Here is an 18,060-nt window from a genome sequence, read left to right as displayed (position 1 = left end):
AAAGACTGCAAAAAGTCTCCAAGGTCTACAGAACAGACCTGGATGGCACAATTACCGTTACAACAGATGGATCTACTTACACAGTAACTACTCAGAAAACGGAGCCTAGCGAAGTAAGGTTGGTTTCCACTGGAACGGGGAGTTCTACAGCTTCTTCCATTACTGAAGAATCCCAGTCAAAAGGAAGTGCAATGCCCAGCTCTACAGAGTCAAGTGTTTATGTTAGTGACTTAAATCTGAAAGATGAATGGGTCAAAATCACGAATAAAGGGTCATCACCATTTTCGCTGACAGGCTGGAAAATCGAAGACGAGGGCAGTAAACATACCTATACATTTCCATCTTATACACTGGGCTCTGGATCTACTGTAACTGTATATACCGAAAAGGGTACCAGTAAAGATACCGAATTACACTGGGGATTAAGTCCTGTATGGAATAATGATGGGGATACAGCATATCTTTATGATACCACCGGAGAACTTGTTTCCACACTGGAGAGATGATTATGGAGAATTTTAAAGTTACATTAGACAGGATCGAAGATGATATTGCAGTCTTGCTTGTAAGGGATGAAGAGAAGATTAAAATTAATATCCCTGTTTTTTTATTGCCTCTAGAAAGTAAAGAAGGAGATATTCTGGATATTACCATTGCCAGAAATGTACAAGAGACAGAGGATGCAAAAGAGAGAGTATCGAACCTGCTTGAGAAGCTTAAGAACAAAAACAGAGACTAAATGAAACTATGAAAAGAGAATGTAAAAAAGCAAGAGTTCAATTTTTAGATTGGAGTCAAATCTAACTCTTTTAAAAGCTCATCCCATTTTGAGTATTTAAAAACTTCGTCTCGAAGCTCTATGAATTTCTCTTCATACTCTTCCTTAGACAAATTCGCAGTGCCCTCTGGAAGGAAATCATCGCCAGGCAACCTTGTCTCACTATTAACGACTATTACACTAAGCATGGGTAACTCTCTTTTCCTGCAAATTTCGTCTCTAATATACCCTAACATATATGACAGTGCTCTAGGATGCGAGTTTATTTTTCCAGCAAGCTCTTTATAAGTTAAAGTTTCCTTCCATTTAGCACTGTACACTAAGTATGGTAAAGCCAAATTAGCATTTTCAATACTCTTTTTCATTCGTACTATACCCACCAAATTTTGGATTAATATTTTTAGTATCTAAAATGATCGTCTGATACCACTATTGATAGCTGCGTTTTAGAAAAGCAAAAGGTAGGTGGGCGGGTGAAACAGGCCCGCCCAGGCTTGAGTGGACAGGCTGAAACAATTAGACCTGTCCCAGACATTATTAGTTTTCCTACTACTTAAGTTTTATTTTTAAGTTTCTATTGGGTATATTTGGTGCATCAATTCCAAAATTAAGCCATTATTGAAGGGAAAATTCAGTGAGTAATAGATAAACTTAAAAGTTCATTCGAGATTTGGGGAAGAAGTTTTGAGTTATGGGATAGGCTCTATAAAAAATAAATATCATTTCTTATATTCGATATAATGCTATAATATTGTAAAAAGTCCACTCAGAAAAATAGATACACTCAATATTCGATTCTTTTAAGATAATCTCTAATTAACAAAATTTAAATTGAAAGTTTCCGATAATTTATTGATCTATTTTTTAGATAGGAGGAAAATTATGAGCAGCGAAGTTCAAGTTCAGGAATGTTGTCCTCGTTTTGATCCAAATCCTTGGGATGGAAAAATCTTTGAATGGAACAATAAAAGGTTCATCAAGGACTCGGTTACTACACAGTTTTACATGCCTCTGAATTTTGGAGAGGTAATAATGAGGATGAAAGACAAAATTATGAAATCTGGAGCACAAATGCCAGATTGGCTTTGCTTGTCAGATCATACTTCAGAAAGCAATATGGATCTTTATCTGGCTGTTGATAAAGAAGTAGACGGTGCCAAAAACGTTACATTAAACGGAAAGTTTCTGACCAAGGTGTATGAAGGGCCTTTCGAAGATACAGGAAAGTGGTGCATGGATTTTGATAGTTACGCAAAAGGCAAAGGTATGAAAATCAAAAAATTGTACATGTGGTACACTACATGTCCTGCATGTGCCGAGAAGTATGGGAAAAATTACGTCGTGATTGTTGGGGAAGTACAATAAAGACTTTAGCAGCCAATGACAGAAAATCGAAGAATCTGTACAAGAGTAGAACTTTTTATAATTGAACCTCGGAAGAACAATTTATTGAGAATAGACTTGGTTTAAATGATATAGAAATTGAGAAGATAATAATCCAAAAAGGACGGAGAAGTGGTTAAAAGAGTAAAATTGAAGGAATTCCGTATAAATTAAAAAATCAACTTTATTAACTGACATTTCATTAAGGCTACTGGAATAATTTTTAAAGTAATGCAATTAGTTTACTTTTTATATAGGGATTTATTATTATTATTATTATTATTATTATTATTATATATGAATATAAATGAAAATATTATTCAATTTTTCAGTGTTATTAGTTCCTTAACCCTCAAAAAATGCCAAAAATAAACCACCTGTTCTGTTTATTGTTTACCACATATACAACTGGTTAATGGGTGATATTAATGGATTGCAATTGCCTTGAAAACTCGATAGAGATTGAAACCCTTACATCGCAGTATTCCTCATTATGCTGGGAATGATTGCAATTAACTTGAAAACTCAATAGAGATTGAAACATATAAAGGAAAAATTGAAAAGGATTTTAATAGATGAACTCCAAAAAGAAAGGCATGATCGAAATTGGGGAAAATCTTGAAATTGCAATTATAGATATTGCAATTATTGGTATAGTGGGTATTGCGCTTCGGTATACAAAAAATCCTTGGTGTTTGGTCGGGTTAATATTTTTAACCAAATAAAATTGCAATTAACTTGAAAACTCGATAGAGATTGAAACTTATTATATGACTGCTTTTTTGACAACCGCTGAATTGCAATTAACTTGAAAACTCGATAGATATTGAACTTCTTAATGCTTAAATGCTCAGATGTGGCTAAATGGGAAGTCGATAAGCTTTAAACTCCAAACCGTTTAAAAAGCGAATTTTAGCACAATGCTATTGTCTTTGATTTCATACATTAAGTGCGAAAGTCACATTTTATTTACATCCAAACATAAAACAGATTAAACATTAAATATTGCATGAAATAATCAGGACAATAATATACAAGAGACGAATTCGGAATTACTATAAAGCACTATATTTCTCTTGTTAGTAGCAGGGAAATTGCTATATTCGTAGCAGTTTTTGTAGTAGTTTCGTAAATGAGTTTTCTCCTCTGGAAGGCTTTCAAACTTACTTTACTATTTCTATCGTTACTAACAAACGTTTTATATAAGGCCAATTTATATATATGAGAACAATATACATTTATTCTTATTCATATATCGAAAGTAATCACTTTCCATAAAATAATATGTCAACTGTTAGGTATAGATATATACAGATAATATTACTATTATACTAATAACCAGTTGAATTACAATGGGGGTTAACAAACATGGAAGAACGTGGGGAAGGATGTTGTGAAGGACATCACGAAGAGCATGGAGACCTTGAACATGAAGAGTTACTGGAGAGCATGAGTGATAAACTGGGTTTTACTCCTCATATCCTTGAGATTCTTGGAGAGCTTGACAGCGAGTCCCTTAAAAAATATAATCGGTGCAATAAAAAATTACTGTCAGATGGAGCCCTGCCCGCAAAAACAAAAATCCTGGTAGCTCTTGCAGTCGTTGCATCCAAGCAGTGTGAAAGGTGTACTGTTGTGCAGATGCAGAGTGCACTCAAGAATGGTGCTACCAAAGAAGAAATTCTGGAGCTTATGGATGTTATCTTCATAACTTCAGGGGCACCTGCCGTAGCAGCTTGCAGGGATGCGTTAAAATTGTTAAAGTAAAATAACTAATCTTGTTCCTATTTTTAGATGCTTGCAGAATAGATTACTGATAGTTAAGATATTACAAAAAAACCTGTAAATTTTTACTAATAATAACTTTAAATTATCTATTTTATTTTCTATTTTTCAATTAAGCTCGTTTAAAACTTTCTTTTTGAGAATCTCTGAAAATTTGAGCTTCTTTTAGTCATTACTTTTCCTAAATTCTCAATAAAATCACATATATAAATCTGAATCAAATTAACAGTATGGGAGTAAAGAAACTTTTCTTCTGGCTTACACTGGGATTTATTGGGGGAACACTGCTTTTTTTAACCTGGATTCCCCAGAGTATGGGAGTTCTGGCTCAGGAATACGAGCCCGGAAATAATACGAGCGGAATTGACACCAGCCCTGGAATTGAAACAGTAATCAAGTCTCCGAACACCGTGACCTCCTGGACTGCAGGAAATTTGACCCAACAAATAATCGAGGGTTCAAAGAATCTGGATATTACAATTTATGAGCAGGAAATTGCTCTTGTGAAAGAAAGGCGAGAGATTGAGCTACAGAACGGGGTCAATCAGGTTAAATACACAGATATTCCTTCCGGAATCGACCCGACTTCTGTTATAATTGAGGACCCTGAAAATAAGGACACCGTTCTGCTTGAGCAAAACTACGAATACGACCTTCTGAATAGTTCGAGCCTGCTTGAGAAATACCTTGGCAGGGAAGTTAATGTAACTGACATAAAAGGTAAAACGTACACAGGTGTACTGTTAAGTCATATAGGAAATGGCGTTGTCCTTGAAACCGAGGCAAAAAAAGTTGTAGTACTTGAGGCTTTTTCAAAAATCGAACTTGCAGATTCGTCGGGACTTTCTATAAAGCCTGCGCTCGTCTGGCAGATTTATTCTCCGGTATCCGGAACCCGGGAGCTTATGATTTCCTACCTGACAGGCGGTATAAGCTGGGAAGCGGCTTATGTCCTGATAAGTAATGCGGAGAATACCGAAGCCGACCTTAGGGGCTGGGTTAACATTGACAATAGAGCAGGAATGACCTTTAGAAAAGCAGACGTGAAACTCGTTTCAGGCCAGATAAACCGCGTTTCCCAGCCCGTGACTCCGCGTATGGAAGGAAAAACCATAGCAAGCGAAGCTGTCTCGCAGACAACGTTTACCGAAGAAGCTCTTTTTGAGTATCATCTTTATACTCTTGAAAACCCGGCAACCCTAGAAAATAACCAGGCAAAGCAGATCTCTTTGCTGTCTGCCGATTCAGTACCTATTGAAAAGAGGCTAATCTACGACAGTTCTCTGAACGAGAAAGTCCTGGCTTACCTTACTCTTAAAAACTCAAAAGAAAACGGGCTTGGGATGCCTCTACCAGCAGGGATCATAAGAGTTTATAGTGCTAATTCTTCAGGAGGGCTTCAGTTCCTTGGGGAAGATCGGATAAAACATACTCCAGAAGCCGGGGAACTAAGAGTGACTGTTGGTTCGGCTTTTGATCTTACTGCAAGGCGAAACGAAACTGATTACCAGCGCATAAGTGATAAAGTGGAGCGGGCTACCTACCAAATCGAACTTAATAACAGTAAGTCTGAAGCTCAGGCCGTTACTGTCGTGGAACACCTTTTCGGACAGTGGAAGATTCTGGAAAGCTCGGATAACTACGAAAAAATTGATGCTTCTACGATCGAATTCAGAGTAATGGTCCCTGCAAAAGGTACGAAACCTATCTCTTACACAGTAGAACGCCGTTTTTGAGGATCATATCATTTCAAAGGTCAGATCTATAAACAGAGGGTAAAAGAAAGTGAGAAAATGAAAGAGGTAAAAGAAGATGAAAGAGGTGAAAGAAGTTAAAAGAAGATGCTATTGAGGATATTGTATCTGCAAGATCACATCTACGTAAGGCCATATTTATAAGAAGACAAAATTTGCAGAAACGCTGGCGGAAAGAGCGTCTGAATTGACGGCCGCCGGCAGATTCCTCATAAATTTATGATGAAGCAATAAGTTATTTTAAAGTAAAGAAGTGAAAAAGAAGTTTGCAAGACCGGGTACAGAGGATTTCTGTAGCCTGTCTCTTTTCTCGATTATCCTTCCAGTACGATCTCGATATTGATATCTTTGGGAACCTGAATTCTCATGAGCTGTCTAAGTGCTCTTTCATCGGCTGCAATATCAATGAGACGCTTGTGTACACGCATCTCCCAGTGGTCCCAGGTTGCAGTTCCATCTCCGCTCGGACTTTTTCTTGTGGGAACTACAAGCTTCTTTGTGGGAAGCGGAACAGGTCCTGAAATGTTAACTCCTGTTCTTTCCGCAATGGATTTTACCTGATTGCAGACTCCGTCCAGATCTTTGGGACTGATGCCTGACAATCTTATTCTAGCTTTCTGCATACCTTTTTTCTCCTTGAAAAATGAAAAAGGAGAGTGTTATTTCTGCTTAACACTCATGCACATGCCGGCGGCGATGGTCATACCCATATCACGGATAGCGAACCTGCCGAGCTGTGGAATTTCTTTTACTGGTTCGATAACCATCGGTTTTGTCGGTTTGATGGTAACGATTGCTGCGTCTCCGGCCTTAAGGAAGGTTGGGTTTTCTTCCTTTACCTGCCCAGTCTTCGGGTCCAGCTTCTTGTTAAGCTCAATCAGCTGGCATGCAATCTGGGAGGTGTGGGCGTGGAAAACAGGGGTGTATCCGGCAGTGATTGCGGAGGGGTGCTGCAGAACAACAATCTGTCCTACAAACGTATCAGCTACTTTTGGTGGGTTGTCAACATGACCACAAACGTCGCCTCTGCGGACATCGGCCTTGCCGATACCACGAACGTTCCAGCCGATGTTGTCTCCTGGAAGAGCCTGTGGAATTTCTTCATGGTGCATCTCAATGGATTTAACTTCACCTGTTGCTCCGCCTGGCATGAAGACGACCTTGTCTCCCTTCTTCATAATACCTGTTTCAACTCTGCCTACGGGTACAGTTCCGATACCGGAAATTGTATATGCGTCTTCCACAGGGACCCTGAGCGGAAGATTGGATGGTTTTGATGGTTCCTTGAGGCTGTTGAGAGAGTCCATAATGGATGGACCCTTGTACCAGGGTGTCTTGTCACTGAGTTTGACGATATTGTCACCGTAGAATGCAGAGGTTGGAATGAAGGGGATTTCGCTTGGCTTGTACCCGATCATTTTAAGAATACCGGATACCTGTTCCACGACTTCCTTGTACCTGGCTTCGCTGTATTCTACTGCATCCATCTTGTTGATTGCGACAATCAGCTGGTTAATACCAAGAGTTCTGGAAAGGAAGATGTGTTCCTTGGTCTGGGCCATGACACCATCAGGAGCTGCGACAACGAGGACAGCAGCGTCAGCCTGGGAAGCACCTGTGATCATGTTCTTTACAAAGTCACGGTGGCCTGGGCAATCTACAACTGTAAAGTAGAATTTGTCTGTATCGAATCTCTTGTGAGCGATGTCAATTGTAATACCTCTTTCACGCTCTTCCTTAAGAGAGTCCATAACCCATGCGAAGGCGAAAGATTCCTTACCCTTCTGCTTTGCTTCTTCTCTAAACTTCTCGATGATATGTGGAGCTACAGCTCCTGCATCGAACATTAAGCGTCCTACGAATGTAGATTTTCCGTGGTCAATGTGACCAATCACTGCTAAATTCAGGTGTGGTTTATCTGATGCCATATTCTAATTCTCCTGTAATTCGATGAGTTTCATCCGTATATCAAATATTTACTATATTAAGATTAGGGGCGGATCTCAATATTGATTCACTCACTTCTACATCTTTTGCTCTATCAATATTGTCAGTTTTCCCTTTTCGGACTCTTTCTTGAACCGCCACTCTATAAATTTCCAGTGGTCTGGACTGCTTTCCCCAATATAGGTATACCTTATTTTAAAGCTTTCCGATTGGCCGAACCGATAGGGATACTCTTCCCTTCCAGATCGGTCCGGGTGCTCTTATCTATCCTGTCTGAGGATAGGTATATCCATAGTAATATTAAGGAAAAAGCGGAAGATTCCGCTTACATTGAAAGGAAGTCCGAAGCTTTGGGCAGTTCTTTCTTCAGGCCCTTCCTTTCTCTAATCTGGCCCACAATTTCGTTCTGGATGCTGGTTGGCACAATGTCAAAGCCTCCGAATTCGGTGCTCCACATAGCACGTCCTTCAGTTGCAGACCTGATCTCACCAGCAAATCCGAACATCTCAGCTACAGGTACTCTGGCCTCGATAATTGCCAGGTCTCCTTCCGTACTCATATTAAGAATAATTCCACGGCGTCCCTGCAGTTCCTTTGTTGCACCACCCATCAAAAGCTGGGGCACCTGAACAAAAACCTTCTGATAAGGCTCGAGCAGGGTGTCATCTGCCATAAGCATGCCTGCCTGAATGGCCTGCCTTGAAGCAGGAATAACCTGGGCAGGACCTCTGTGAATCGCGTCTTCGTGAAGCTTGGCATCTACAAGCACGCATTTCACATTTGCCACGGGTTCCCTTGTTAGTGGGCCTGCACGCATAACTTCCTCAAACCCATCAAGTATGAGTTCCATTGTCTCATTCAGGTACTGGATACCTTTGGTCATATCAATGAAGATATTGGAATTGAAGATCCCAACAATGCCTTTTGCTTCTTCTTTGTCCATTCCGAGATCCATGAGCTTCTGTCTGCGTTCAAGTTCAGGCAGATTCATGCTGATATCGCCGGACTTGATCTGGCTGACAATCTCGGTGTCAAGGGGCTCCACAAAGATGTAGAACCTGTTGTGCCTGTTCGGGGATTTTCCTTCCACAGGCTCAATCCTTTTCTTAATGGTTTCCCTGTAAACGACAATTGGCTTGCTTGTGGTGATTTCCACATTCTTATCCCTTTCGATCCTGTGGGCAATAACCTCAAGGTGAAGTTCTCCCATTCCTGCCATAAGGTGTTCCCCGGTTTCCTCGTCAAGAGTAATCTGAAGAGTCGGGTCTTCCTTTGCAACCTGTCTGAGTACCTCAATTAGTTTAGGCAGATCTTTTGTGTGCTTTGCTTCAACAGCTACAGTCACCACAGGTTCGCTTACATGCCTTATGCTTTCGAAAGATGCCATACCCTCAAGGGTTGTTACTGTAGATCCTACTATTGCATCTTTCAGACCAGTAACTGCGGCAATGTTTCCTGCAGGAATTTTGTCTACTTCAAGCCTTTCTGGACCCATGAAGATACTGACCTGCTGGACTCTGCTCTTCTTTGCAGTTCCTGAGGTAAAGACCTCCATACCACGGCTAAAAGAACCGCTGAATAATCTTCCTGTTGCAACTTCACCTGCGTGAGGGTCAACTGAAATGTCAGTTACCATGAACGCAAGATCTCCGTCTGCATTTGCATGGGTCATTGACTTTCCGATTTCTGAGTCCTCGTCCCCATGCCAGATTACCTTTACCCTGTCCTTCTGGGCTTCAAGAGGATTTGGCAGGAAGTGAATAACCATATCAAGAACAGCTTCGTGCAGCGGGCACTTTTGTGCCAGGGACTTCATGTCTCCGACTTTACAGTAATCATATACATCCTTAAAAGAGACCCCGGTTTTCTTCATCATGGGCACACTGATTGCCCAATTGTAAAGAGCTGACCCAAAAGCAACAGTTCCGGCTGCAGCATCGACTCTCCAGCCTTCCTTGTATTTTTCAGGGTTCATGTTCTTGATGAGCTTGTTCACGTGATCAATGACTTTTCCGAGACGAACCTGCATTTCCTGAGAATCAACCTGTAGTTCATTGATCAGCCTGTCGACCTTGTTAACGAAAAGTACGGGTCTAACATGTTCCCTGAGTGCCTGCCTCAGCACGGTCTCGGTCTGGGGCATTGTACCTTCGACTGCATCCACGACAACAACAGCCCCGTCCACAGCCCTCATGGCACGAGTGACGTCCCCACCGAAGTCAACGTGTCCGGGAGTATCGATCAAGTTGATCAGGTAGTCTTCATTATCAAAAGTGTGAACCATAGAAACGTTAGAAGCATCAATAGTGATACCTCTTGCCTGTTCCTCTTCGTCGGAATCCATGAATAACTGTCTGCCTGCAAGTTCCTTAGAAATCATGCCGGCGCCGGCTAACAGGTTGTCCGATAATGTAGTCTTTCCGTGGTCAATGTGCGCAACAATCCCGATGTTTCTGATCTTTGTCGGTTCATTCATGAGCGTCGTTACGCGCTCGACCATCTTCTTCCTTCGTCCCATGCTAATACCTTTTAAACAAATGTAATCTAGTTTTAATGACTTATAATATCAGGCAACCCGCATAAGCGATTAACGTGCTGCCTTTGCAACTCTTTCCTTTGCGTCCTTCCTATTGATAGCGAAGGATTTTGTATCACGGTTTGAAGCACCTATTAATTCGGTTGCCAGACATTCCGCAACTGAGCGCTTGGATTTGAAGGCTGCATTGTTTGTTCCCATGCTGATGTAGCGCAAAGCTGTATCCACACGCCTCTGGGGTGAGGTGTCTACTGCTTTTGGCACGGAAATTCCGCCGTACTTCAGCCTTACTACTTCTTCCCTTGGGCCTGCATTGGCAATAGCATCCACAAGCACCTGGATAGGGTTCTGCTTGGTTTTCTTGCTCACGATTTCGAAAGCTTCTTCAACGGCGCTGAGAGTCTTCTGCTTCTTTCCTGTGTTTACCTCGGTTCTCATCAGGTTATTTGCCAGACGTTCTACAATAGATATTTCGGATTTGTTAAACTGCTGCCTGGCATGCTTTCCGCTGCTGTGGGGAACAATAACAGGAGTAAGACTAACATAGCGCTTAATTCCTTGGTCTCGGACTTCAACTTCAGTCGGGTCCCATTTGCCGAATATTTTCAAGAAAATCATCTCCTGGGTTTTTCCAATCTGCCGATGACCAGCTGGTTCAGGGACACGTTGTTTACGGCAATTACTTTGAAGCGTACGCCCGGAATATCACCCATAGCACCACCCATGCGACCTCCAATCCTTTCCACGGTCACTTCATCGTGTTCATCGATGAAATTCACTGCGCCGTCCCCTGGACAAAAAGCAGTTACCTGACGCCCGTTTTTGATGAGCTGGATTCTTACGCATTTGCGGATAGCTGAGTTTGGCTGCTTTGCTTCAACTCCTACCTTTTCTAACACAATACCCCGACCCTGCGGTGCACCGCCCAGTGGATCGGCTTTCACGTTCAGCCCAAGAACTCGCCTGCCGTAGTATGAATCTTTCCAGCGGGCATTTTTCCTGTTCTGTGTGAGAATATTAGCTGCATATTTTCCTTTAGCCATTGTTAATTTCTCCAAGTTAAAAATTGATCTCAGTTTTCTAGAGGCATACTGGATGCCAGATTGTCCTTCAACGCCGGATTAATGGATCAATGTAAATTAAGTTAGATTACTGCAGGATCACATCTTCTATATTATGATGGCGACGGGCAAGCATCTTTACTTTTTCTATATTTTTCCCATTGCGGCCTATGGCAAGCCCCTTCTCTTTATTGGGTACCTCTACATAAGCTAATCGCTTGCCATTTTTGTTTATAATGTTTACCGAACTCACGGACACAGGTCCGAAGGCGTTCTTCAGGAAGGTGACAGGTTCATCTGAATATTCCACAAGTTCTATGGATTTGTCCAGAGCCTTTTTAACACGGTTTATATTCTCCCCATTTCTGCCTATAGCAAGTCCCATATCACCCTGTTTTACGACATATACGAGCCTTTCCTCTTCAGGGATACAGTCGAGGATTTTAGCTCGTGTCACATTTTCAAATAACGCAATGTACTGGATGCTTTCTGCAGTAAGTCTTATTTCACCCAAGACGTTGCCAACTCCTTCTATTAAACTGTAGCTGCCAGGATATCGGATTCTCCTACATCGAGAATTGCCATGGCTGCAATCGTAAATGGCTTACCGCATACGGGCCCGAGTTCTACACTTGTGCCTTCGAATTCCAGGACAGGGACATTTGTTGCCTGAACTTTCTTTTTAATTTCTTCGGGGCAGTTTGATGCCAGGACCACCATTTTTGCAGAGCCGTCTGCAGCTGCATCCACGGTCCGGTTGGCTCCAACTATTACTTTTCCTGTTTTCACAGCCTTGATAAGAGATTTATCAACATTGATCTTCATTTTCATCAACTCTGTCTCAAATGAGCTCGTCTACTCTGTCTCTTTCCTAATAAAGATTTTCCAAGCTCGGTGAATATATGGTACTCTAAATACCTGATGCCTTATATTTATTTTCTGGTTATGAGCCTCGCAGACTCGAGTTTCTGCATCAGGATTTTTCGAGTTTCGTAAAGGTAACGTATACCTGATCTGAACTGGTCTTCTATCAGGCTACGCATTTAAATAATTATAGGTTGAGTTTCAGGTTTTTGCACTGAGCTTTTACCCAGAAACCTTCACTCTTCTGCTGCTTCTATTGGTGCTTCTGCTGCTTCTGCCGCTTCTATTGATGCTTCTTCTAATGCTTCTTCAATTTCCTCTCTTCTTCTGGTTATAAGGTGCACGTCTCCGGTACCCATACGGATAGGCTGGCCGACGATAATATTTTCCGTGACACCCTGAAGCTGATCCACATCCCCGCGCATCCCTGCATCCAGCAGGTGATTTACCGTAACTTCGAAAGCAGCACGGGCAAAGACACTTGCCTTTTCACCTGAAATTCCGTGCCTTCCGATCTGTTTTACTTCCCCGTCACAGGTCATGAGATCGGCCACAAGCATAATATGCCGGATGTCCACAGTAAGCCCCTGCTCACGAAGGGTGTCTGTCGCTTCCTTAATAATCGCATTTCTTGCTGCTTCGATTCCAAGCACTTCATAAATTTCGTTAATATTATTTGTGCTTGTCCTTGTCTTGTCCACGCCTTCGAACTGAAGCACTTCACGCAGGGCCGAACCTTCAGTATAGAGGGTATATTCTTCCCCTTCCTTGCGGACCACCACACGCTTGATCCCTTCTATCCCCTTCAAGGTGACATTATGGATGCTTTTTGCAAGCTGGAGCAGCTCCCTGTAAGAAGGCTCTCCCGGCGCAATAATAATCTGGTTATCTATATCCGGGGAAATAGTGACCAGAACGTTCAATTCTTCGTTGAACTTTTCTTTTACCTGATCTATAGTAATATTCCTGCCTTCCATCGCCTTCTCATGAAGGTCAATTATCAACTTCATCTGGGAAAGATCAGTGGTCACATCAGCAATATGGTCGATTTTTGTTGCTTCAATCTCCCAGGCAAGGGCTCTTGTCTTTTCCCTGTCGTAAGCATAATCTTCAGGATTCTCTTTAGAAAGGGCAATCGTCATCATAGGGGTGCTCGGAATTTTTCGAGCATCCACAATTTCAATAAGACGGGGCAGACCGAGCGTAACGTTAATCTCAGCCACACCAGCGTAGTGGAAGGTACGCATTGTCATCTGAGTACCCGGTTCCCCTATAGACTGAGCTGCAACCACACCTGCAGCATCACAGGGCTCAATGCACGATGTATGATACTCTTCCATTACCTTTTCTAGAATTTCTTCCATTTCCTTCTTACTTACTCCGGCCTTGATGACATCCTCCCTGAGAGTATTAAGGATATTAGAAGGGAGAGGCAGGTCTTTTATCATACTATCGATTGTAGTTTCACTGATACTCATCAGGCCACCTCCCGGCTTGCTACGGAACGGACAATCCTGTGGATTGTATCGGGTTTACTGAAATCACTCTTCGTGGGGTTAATTCCATCTTCTCCATACTTGAACTGCACGAGCACCCCTCTGGTATCCCTGACTGTAAGGTCATACTGGACCTCCAAATCCTGGAGAGCATTGACAAGTCTCCTCTGCAGGTACCCTGACTGCGATGTCCTGACTGCAGTATCCACAAGCCCTTCCCTACCACCGATTGCGTGGAAGAAATATTCAGTCGGGTTAAGCCCGCTCTTGTAGCTTGCCTTCACGAACCCGTGGGCGTCCGAACCAAGGTCTCCCTTCTGGAAATGGGGCAGTGTCCTACCTCCATATCCTCTGCGGATACGTTCACCACGAACGGCCTGCTGACCAACACAGGCTGCCATCTGGGTAAGGTTCAGGATGGAACCTCTGGCCCCTGAGCGGGCCATGATAACTGCCGGGTTTTCAAGCCCCATGTGGCTGTCTGCTATGTTACCGGTCTCGTCTCTGGCCTTTCCGAGCTTTTGCATGATGCTCATTTCGATTGTTTCATCAAGGGTTCTTCCAGGAAGAGGTTCAAGCTCTTTATTCTGATAAGACTTGATGAGGTTCTGCACAGCATCTTCAGCTTTGCCGAGGACTTCATTGATCTGGATTCTGGCTTCTTTCGGAATATCTTCATCAGCTATTCCGAAACTCAGACCTGTTCGCATGATAGCCCTAACTGCAAGCATGGTCATATTGTCTATAAAGCGAGCTCCGGCTTCAGGGCCTATTTCCTTGATAATACGGTCCTGAACTTTTCCTTTGAATGCTCCGATAGCCGCCTCATCTATCGTACCTTTAATGAGTTCTCCATCCCGAATTACCACATAGGCATCATTAGGACACTCCTCTTTCTTGCAGGTATCACAGTGTGAGCAGACCTGGGCTGAAAACTGTGTATTCAGGTTTTTGGGCAAGATCTGGCTGAAAATCTGTTTTCCTGTCCAGTAAGGCTTTCCATCGGGATCGTACCCTGCAGGGGAAGGCAACTCTTTGATATCGCTTTTCCGGAGCATATCGTACGCGTCATTGGCTAAGATATGATTTTCAAAACGTGTCAGCAGGAAAAGCCCTGAAATATGGTCGTGGATCCCGCCTATAATAGGACCTCCAAAACGCGGGGAAAGAATGTTTTCCTGAACCTGCATGAGGATCTTTGCCTCAGCCCTGGACTCTTCGGTCTGAAGGGCGTGCATGTTCATCTCGTCCCCATCAAAGTCAGCGTTATATGGAGGGCATACAGCAGGATTCAGCCTGAAGGTTTTATTCGGAAGTACCTTCACAGAATGAGCCATAATACTCATTTTGTGTAGAGACGGCTGCCTGTTAAAGAGTACAATGTCTCCATCTTTTAACTGGCGTTCAACTGTCCATCCGAACTCCAGCTTTTCGGCAAGGTCGTCTTTGTTTACATTGGTAACTTTTATACGCCTGCCGTCTTGACGCAGTACGTAATTTGCTCCGGGATGGACATCCTCGCCATTGCGGACGTAAATCTTGAGCTGCTCTATATTCCTTGGCGTTACCACGCACGGCATTGTCAGGATCCGGGCAATGGGCATCGGAACCCCTACCTCATTAATGCTCAGGTTTGGGTCCGGCGAGATTACCGTACGGGCTGAGAAGTTAACACGCTTACCGGACAGGCTTCCTCTAAAACGCCCTTCTTTGCCCTTCAAACGCTGAGAGAGAGTCTTTAATGGTCTGCCTGACCTGTGCCTTGCAGGTGGTATTCCTGAGACGGAATTGTCAAAGAATGTTGTAACGTGATACTGAAGGAGTTCCCAGAGGTCCTCAATAATGAGTTGAGGAGCACCAGCTTCCCGGTTTTCCTGGAAACGCTGGTTAATCCTGATAATATCCACGAGCTTGTGAGTCAGGTCGTCTTCACTGCGCTGCCCGGATTCAAGGGTAATTGAGGGACGAACTGTAACAGGAGGTACGGGCAGGACCGTAAGGATCATCCATTCCGGCCTTGCGTTCTTGGGATCCATCCCGACAACTTTTATGTCCTCATCAGGAATATTCTCGAAGCGGTCCCTTATCTCTGTAGGGGTTAATTTTTCCCCGTTTTCGAGATACTCAGTGGGTTTTTCGAATTTGATATCGAGCTGTTCCTCATTGCAGTAGGGGCAGACCTTTACTTTGCTGGCCTCCTTATAAGCCTCATTAATCATATCATCGGGCATATGTCCGATTTCCTCAATGCCTATAAGCTGGTCCAGATAATGCTGTTTCTGTGCAGGTTCAAGCAGGATTCTGCTGCATTTCCTGCAGGTTGCCCTTAGGAGTTTTCGGATTACTTTGTTGAAACCAACGTGGACTACAGGGGCGACAAGTTCAATGTGCCCGAAGTGTCCAGGGCACTCGCCTGCTCGTCCTGAACAGGTCTTGCAGCGAAGCCCGGGGTCAATAACCCCGAGTCTCGTGTCCATAAGCCCCATATCAATTGGAAATCCGTCATCATCGTAAGTGTCGGCTGTGATGATCGGGGTTGAACTCATTTTACGTATCTCTTTTGGAGACAGTAAGCCGAATTTAATAGAAGAAATTCTTTTCGGAATAGGAGGTACATTTGCCATATCTGCCTCACCTCATACCGCATCTTCAAGTTTAAGCCTGGGCGCAACTCCCAGGGATTTGATTTCGTCCAGTAACAGCTTGAATGCATAGCTCATCTCCACAGGATATATGTCCGTGTCAGCCCCGCAGGTTGAGCAGAAAGAGACATTCCGCTGCTTGTCATATGTTGCAATCATTCCACAGTGAGAACAGACAAGTTCTACAACTTTGTCCGACTCGTCGAGCAACCTCTCTTTTAATGACATGGCTGCTCCGTGCCCTACCAGCACATCACGCTCCATTTCTCCGAATCTGAGACCACCTTCTCTGGCTCGGCCTTCGGTTGGCTGGCGGGTGAGCACCTGTACAGGCCCACGAGAACGCGCATGCATTTTCGAAGTAACCATATGGTGCAGTTTCTGATAAAGGATAACCCCAACAAAGACATCTGCAGGAATCATCTTGCCGGTTGCTCCGTCGTAGAAAATTTCTTTTCCGGTATGGGCAAACCCGTGCTTTTTCAGGGCTTCTCTGAGGTCTTCTTCATTTTCTCCGGAGAAAGCTGTTGCATTAACTCTTCGGCCTTCCATAGAACCTACTTTCCCGCCAATCATTTCCAGGACATGCCCTACAGTCATACGGGAAGGAATTGCATGCGGGTTAATCATCAGGTCCGGAGTCAGACCGGATTCCGTAAACGGCATATCTGCAATCGGGACTTTAAGGCCGATAACTCCTTTTTGCCCGTGCCTTGAGGCGAATTTGTCTCCTATGTCAGGGATTCTTTCGTCTCTTACCTTTACCTTGGCAAGCCGGGTTCCATTAATAGATTCGGTCAGAATTACCGTATCAACAATTCCGGTTTCATTGGACCGCATGGTAATCGAGCTTTCTCTCCTCTGCTCAACTGAAATCCCGAAGTCCGACGGTTCTTCAAGGAACCTTGGTGGACTGGTTTTTCCGATAAGCACGTCATTGGGGCCAACCGGGGTTTCGGGATTTACAAGCCCGTCCGTGTCCAGGTTCGCATAGGCGTCTGCACTGCGTGCTCCACGGAATTCAGAGTCAGGAATCTCGAACTTATCTTCCTGCCCACCCGGATACCTTCGTTCTTCTCCTTCAAAAGTCCTTAGGAAGTGACTTCTCCCAAGGCCTCTATCAATTGAGCCCTTATTGAAAATCAGAGCGTCCTCAATGTTATACCCTTCATAGGACAGGATTGCGACCACGAAGTTCTGACCTGCAGGCCTGTCGTCAAAACCTATTGCTTCCGAGGTCCTGGTTCTGGTCATTGCCCTCTGAGGGTAGTGAAGGACGTGGGCACGGGTATCAGGTCTGAGCTTCTGGTTTGCTGTTGCAACGCCGATACACTGCTTGATCATGGCTGCACCCATGGTGTTACGCGGAGAGGCATTATGTTCAGGATAAGGCACCATTCCCGTAGAGATTCCGAGAATAAGTTCAGGATCAATCTCCATGTGAGTATGCCTTGGACCAATATCAGCCTCATAGAGTGCGATGTAGGCATTTTCCTCTTCTTCGGCATCTAGATACTCTATACAGCCTTCTTTTACCAGGTCATCAAAATTGATTTCTTTGTTCTTAATTTTCTCTACGTGCTCTGGAGTTACCTTAAGAGCTCCGTTCTCTACAACTAAAAGGGGCCTTCTTGCTCTGCCCATATCGGAGTTTATAATTACTTCTCTGGTGTTGTTGTTAAGAGCGACATTGACCTGTCTGGATATGAATCCCTGTCGCCTCATCTTTCGGAGCTCGCCTACAAGCTCCGTAGGGTTATCATGGGTCCCGACAAGCTCCCCGTTTATGAATACTTTTGCTTTAGTCATCTGGC

16 protein-coding genes are annotated in these 18,060 nt (G+C 43.6%); 5 read left to right on the top strand and 11 right to left on the bottom strand.

The window, feature by feature from the left end:
• Together BP621_RS01665 and BP621_RS01660 are read left to right on the top strand one after the other, a co-directional pair.
• Nucleotides 1-506 (top strand): lamin tail domain-containing protein (locus BP621_RS01665; RefSeq protein WP_292387618.1); only part of this gene is annotated, 506 nt, incomplete at its 5' end.
• Nucleotides 507-508: 2 nt separating this feature from the next.
• Nucleotides 509-739 (top strand): DUF3006 domain-containing protein, encoded by a 231-nt coding sequence (locus tag BP621_RS01660; RefSeq protein ID WP_292387617.1) that lies wholly within the window; start codon nucleotides 509-511, stop codon nucleotides 737-739.
• Nucleotides 740-783: 44 nt separating this feature from the next.
• On the opposite strand, the gene BP621_RS01655 is transcribed toward BP621_RS01660, so the two are convergent.
• Complete coding sequence (locus BP621_RS01655) at nucleotides 784-1,143, bottom strand: hypothetical protein (RefSeq protein WP_292387616.1); 360 nt, start codon at nucleotides 1,141-1,143, stop codon at nucleotides 784-786.
• A gap of 517 nt (nucleotides 1,144-1,660) precedes the next feature.
• Between BP621_RS01655 and BP621_RS01650 the strand changes: the two genes are divergently transcribed.
• From BP621_RS01650 to BP621_RS01640, 3 genes are all read left to right on the top strand, one after another.
• The gene (locus BP621_RS01650; protein ID WP_292387614.1) at nucleotides 1,661-2,143 is read left to right on the top strand and encodes a hydrolase; all 483 of its coding nucleotides are present in this window, start codon (nucleotides 1,661-1,663) and stop codon (nucleotides 2,141-2,143) included.
• A 1,386-nt stretch (nucleotides 2,144-3,529) separates the two neighbouring features.
• Complete coding sequence (locus BP621_RS01645) at nucleotides 3,530-3,928, top strand: carboxymuconolactone decarboxylase family protein (protein ID WP_292387613.1); 399 nt, start codon at nucleotides 3,530-3,532, stop codon at nucleotides 3,926-3,928.
• A 248-nt stretch (nucleotides 3,929-4,176) separates the two neighbouring features.
• The gene (locus BP621_RS01640; RefSeq protein WP_292387611.1) at nucleotides 4,177-5,682 is read left to right on the top strand and encodes a DUF4139 domain-containing protein; all 1,506 of its coding nucleotides are present in this window, start codon (nucleotides 4,177-4,179) and stop codon (nucleotides 5,680-5,682) included.
• A gap of 332 nt (nucleotides 5,683-6,014) precedes the next feature.
• Here the strand turns inward: BP621_RS01640 and rpsJ are convergent, their stop codons facing one another.
• The 10 genes from rpsJ to rpoB form a co-directional block, all read right to left on the bottom strand.
• Nucleotides 6,015-6,323 (bottom strand): 30S ribosomal protein S10, encoded by a 309-nt coding sequence (gene rpsJ / locus BP621_RS01635; protein ID WP_011021276.1) that lies wholly within the window; start codon nucleotides 6,321-6,323, stop codon nucleotides 6,015-6,017.
• Between the two features lie 36 nt (nucleotides 6,324-6,359).
• Nucleotides 6,360-7,628, bottom strand: a complete 1,269-nt coding sequence (tuf, locus tag BP621_RS01630; protein ID WP_292387609.1) for a translation elongation factor EF-1 subunit alpha — start codon at nucleotides 7,626-7,628, stop codon at nucleotides 6,360-6,362.
• Nucleotides 7,629-7,972: 344 nt separating this feature from the next.
• Nucleotides 7,973-10,165: an elongation factor EF-2 gene (locus BP621_RS01625; protein WP_292387608.1), complete on the bottom strand. Its 2,193-nt coding sequence runs from the start codon at nucleotides 10,163-10,165 to the stop codon at nucleotides 7,973-7,975.
• Between the two features lie 69 nt (nucleotides 10,166-10,234).
• Nucleotides 10,235-10,801: a 30S ribosomal protein S7 gene (locus tag BP621_RS01620; RefSeq protein WP_292387606.1), complete on the bottom strand. Its 567-nt coding sequence runs from the start codon at nucleotides 10,799-10,801 to the stop codon at nucleotides 10,235-10,237.
• Complete coding sequence (locus tag BP621_RS01615) at nucleotides 10,798-11,226, bottom strand: 30S ribosomal protein S12 (protein WP_048107406.1); 429 nt, start codon at nucleotides 11,224-11,226, stop codon at nucleotides 10,798-10,800. The genes BP621_RS01620 and BP621_RS01615 overlap by 4 nt, the downstream gene beginning before the upstream one ends.
• 106 nt (nucleotides 11,227-11,332) lie before the next feature.
• Complete coding sequence (locus tag BP621_RS01610) at nucleotides 11,333-11,758, bottom strand: NusA-like transcription termination signal-binding factor (protein ID WP_292387604.1); 426 nt, start codon at nucleotides 11,756-11,758, stop codon at nucleotides 11,333-11,335.
• A 20-nt stretch (nucleotides 11,759-11,778) separates the two neighbouring features.
• A complete protein-coding gene (locus BP621_RS01605; RefSeq protein ID WP_292387603.1) occupies nucleotides 11,779-12,075 on the bottom strand; it encodes a 50S ribosomal protein L30e in 297 nt (98 codons plus the stop codon).
• Nucleotides 12,076-12,344: 269 nt separating this feature from the next.
• The gene (rpoA2, locus tag BP621_RS01600) at nucleotides 12,345-13,556 is read right to left on the bottom strand and encodes a DNA-directed RNA polymerase subunit A'' (protein WP_394339277.1); all 1,212 of its coding nucleotides are present in this window, start codon (nucleotides 13,554-13,556) and stop codon (nucleotides 12,345-12,347) included.
• A 29-nt stretch (nucleotides 13,557-13,585) separates the two neighbouring features.
• On the bottom strand, nucleotides 13,586-16,228 hold the full coding sequence (locus tag BP621_RS01595; RefSeq protein ID WP_292387600.1) for a DNA-directed RNA polymerase subunit A': 2,643 nt from the start codon (nucleotides 16,226-16,228) through the stop codon (nucleotides 13,586-13,588).
• Nucleotides 16,229-16,240: 12 nt separating this feature from the next.
• Nucleotides 16,241-18,055 carry a DNA-directed RNA polymerase subunit B gene (rpoB, locus tag BP621_RS01590; protein WP_292387599.1) on the bottom strand — a complete coding sequence of 605 codons (1,815 nt, stop codon included), beginning with the start codon at nucleotides 18,053-18,055 and terminating at the stop codon, nucleotides 16,241-16,243.
• Between the last annotated feature and the right edge of the window lie 5 nt (nucleotides 18,056-18,060).

It is taken from the genome of Methanosarcina sp. UBA5, from assembly GCF_002505485.1.
Classification (GTDB): Archaea; Halobacteriota; Methanosarcinia; order Methanosarcinales; family Methanosarcinaceae; genus Methanosarcina.
Note: the sequence above shows the minus strand (reverse complement) of the source record. Positions and strands in the feature narration are given on the sequence as shown.